The sequence below is a fragment of the uncultured Amaricoccus sp. genome (assembly GCF_937858865.1).
GTDB lineage: Bacteria > Pseudomonadota > Alphaproteobacteria > Rhodobacterales > Rhodobacteraceae > Amaricoccus.
The window spans coordinates 1-2215 of sequence record NZ_CALLYO010000491.1; the positions used below are offsets into that span (position 1 = coordinate 1).

2 protein-coding genes are annotated in these 2215 nt (G+C 69.1%); both read left to right on the plus strand.

Annotated elements, in window-relative coordinates:
* A partial coding sequence (locus tag Q0112_RS14420; protein WP_297976449.1) for an orotate phosphoribosyltransferase occupies window positions 1–635 on the plus strand: 635 nt, incomplete at its 5' end.
* Window positions 636–815: 180 nt separating this feature from the next.
* A complete protein-coding gene (locus Q0112_RS14425) occupies window positions 816–1970 on the plus strand; it encodes a GNAT family N-acetyltransferase (protein WP_297976450.1) in 1155 nt (384 codons plus the stop codon).
* The last annotated feature ends 245 nt before the right edge of the window (window positions 1971–2215 follow it).

Genomic DNA, 2215 nt, shown 5'->3' on the forward strand with positions numbered 1-2215 from the left:
TCGAGATCCGCGCGGTGCACTTCCGCCGCGACGAGCCCTACCGGCTGACCTCCGGGCTGGCCTCGCCGGTCTATATCGACTGCCGCAAGCTCATCTCCTATCCGGCGGTGCGGGCGGCGCTGATGGACTTCGCCTGCGCCAAGCTGCTGCGCGACGCCGGCTTCGCCCGGTTCGACGCCGTGGCGGGCGGCGAGACGGCGGGGATACCGTTCGCGGCCTGGATCGCCGAGCGGATGGGGCTGCCGATGCTCTACGTGCGCAAGAAGCCGAAGGGCTTCGGGCGCGACGCGCAGATCGAGGGCGCCATGGCCGAGGGGGCGCGCATCCTGCTGGTCGAGGACCTGACCACGGATGGCGGCTCGAAGCTCCGCTTCGCCGAGGCGATCCGCGCCGCCGGGGGCGAGGTGGCGCATACCTTCGTCGTCTTCTTCTACGGCATCTTCCCGCAGACCGAGGGGGCGCTGGCCGGGCATGGCCTGAAGCTCCACTATCTCGCCACCTGGCGCGACGTGCTGGCCGAGGCGCGGGCGGGCGGGCACTTCGACGCGGCGACGCTCGGCGAGGTCGAGGCCTTCCTGAGCGCCCCGCTCGACTGGTCGGCGGCGCACGGCGGCGCGACCGAGGTGGTAAGCTAGGCGCCGGGACGTGCGTCGCGCAGGCGTACGCCGCTGCGCCGCCTGGCCGTGCCCGCAGCAGGCCCTCCGATCGGGCGCCCGTGATGGCGCGCATTGCATTTGGCGTCCTCGATCCGCGTAACCCTCTGGCCATCTCCCTTTCGGCGAGTTGAAATACTCGCATCGGTGGAGGAGAATCACATGGGCTGGTCCTTTCGTTGGATTCTCAGCTGGGATGAGGTCTTCGATCCTGGCAACGTGGCTGATTGGCTGGTGCCATTTCAGCCTGCAAGCGGGGCCTTCGCGTCACCCTTCATGCATCCCGATTTCGCCCGCGCATGGCTTGCGGCCGTGGGCGGACCGGACGCCTTCGACCCTTACTTCCTGCAGGCCGCCTCTTCAGACGGGCGGAAGGCACTCTGGCTGATGGTCCGCCCGAAGCCTTCATGGCAGCAGGGCTACGTCCGCAGCCTCGTGCCGATCGGTTCGCCGGTGCCGCCGCACGGGCATCGCTCGAGGCTCGCCGCCTATTACGAGCCCATCTTCACGCGCGGTCCGCTCGACGCCGACGAAGGCGCAGGATTCTGGGGCACCCTCCTGGACGAACTCGAAGACATGTCCGGCAACGACTTCGACGCCTTCTCGATCCACCGTTTCCGGGCCGGATGCGTCGGGTCGCCGCGCGGTGCGGAGCCGCACACGATCGCCCCCTACCTGAGACTGTCGCCGTATCGCGATGCCGACAGCTATCTCCGGGCGCGAAAGGCGCGGGTGCGAAGCGCCATCCGGCGCCGCCTGCGCAACCTCAGCGCCGCGGGCCGGGTCGAACTCAAGGTGCACCGGCCCGATGAGGTCGAGGACGTCATCGCCTGGCTGCCGAGGATGCAAGCGGAGCGAACGCGGCGGTACGGCGCGCAGGCTCCTGCCGGCGGCTTTCTGCCGCGCATGGTCAGGCTCGGCCTGGGGGGCCGGCTCGTCCACGCCTCGACGCTGCTCCTGGACGGACGCCAGATCAGCTGGATGTTCGGCTACCTGCTGCAGGGGACCTACTACGGCTACTATCGCGCCTTCGACCCTGCCTTCGAGCGGTTCTCGCCGGGTGTGGTGCATTTCTTTCATCTGGTCGAGTGGATGTTCGACAACGGGGTGCACACCGTCGACTTCGGGATCGACGCACATCCCTACAAGGCGGAATGGACGGATGGCGAGGCCTGGGAGATCCGGAGCCTCCAGCTGAAGAGCCGGGCCGCGTCGAGTCTCGCGCGCCGCTCGGCCGCGGCGACCATCCGTCGGACGACGAAGCTCGTCGAGCGTGTCCATCTCGGTGCCATTTCGGCCTTCCTCCTGGCCAACTGAGGCGATTCCTGGGAATGCCTTGGTTGGCCGGGCGCGCCTCGTATGGGGCGTCGCTCGAGGGCGAAAAAGGGCAGCACGCGACCCGGCGGGCGCCCGCTTCCGCGGCGTGACTTCAGCAGAGAGCGAAGGTCTGGCCGTATTCGCGGGCTCCAGCGGCGGGATGCGGACCTGCTGCGGCGCTCAGCGTGCCGCCGTGTCGAGCCAGATGGTCACCGGGCCGTCGTTGACGAGGCGGACGGCCATGT

Excerpts from the sequence above, each read along its gene's own strand:
- Q0112_RS14425 (WP_297976450.1), top strand. The coding sequence starts at position 816 with ATGGGCTGGTCCTTTCGTTGGATTCTCAGCTGGGATGAGGTCTTCGAT.